Source organism: Mycobacterium sp., assembly GCF_008709575.1.
Taxonomy (GTDB): domain Bacteria; phylum Actinomycetota; class Actinomycetes; order Mycobacteriales; family Mycobacteriaceae; genus Mycobacterium.
Window position 1 is genome coordinate 1 of sequence record NZ_VYIK01000438.1, and the last position, 634, is coordinate 634.

The 634-nt window shown below is 66.2% G+C and carries 1 protein-coding gene; it reads left to right on the forward strand.

Features of this window, described 5'->3' with window-relative positions:
* On the forward strand, positions 1-634 hold a 634-nt coding region (locus F6Q13_RS19465; RefSeq protein ID WP_293059991.1), incomplete at both ends, for a DUF3375 family protein.

Sequence of the window (634 nt, forward strand, 5' to 3'; positions counted from 1 at the left end):
CACCGCGCGGGAGCTACTTTCGGATTTTCGCGAGGTCGAAGACAATTTCCGGCTCCTCGACCGGGCCGCGCGAGAGAAGATCGCCGCCTGGGACGGCTCCAAGGGCGAACTACTCGCCGAGTTGGTCGGCAGTCGCTCCGAGATAGCCGGCTCGGATCAGGGCCGCAGCTTCCAGGCGTTCTACGATTTCCTGCTGTCCGGGGCGCGCCAGGCCGAGCTTGCCGAGCTGCTCGCCAAGGTTTCCAGGCTGGGCATGATCGAACACGATCAGCGGATTCGCGGTATCCACCACGACTGGTCGGAAGCTGCCGACCGGGCCCAGCGCACCATCCGACAGATATCGGAGCAACTGCGCCGCTTCCTCGACGACCAGATCTGGCTGGAGAACCGGCGTGTCCTGGATCTGGTCCGGGCGGTGGAAATCGTCGCCCTCAAGCTGCGCGACGTCCCGCCGCCCTTCGGGCTCGAGGTCGACGAGCCGGGCATCGAGATCATCCTGCCGTTCGAGCGCCCGCTTTACCAAGTACCGATGGCGGTCGCAGTCGAAAGTGACATCTCGGCGGCGGCGGAGGGCCATAAGTCCTTCCCCGGGTGGGGATATCGGCCATCAGTGCGCCCCGAGGGGACCGGCGGC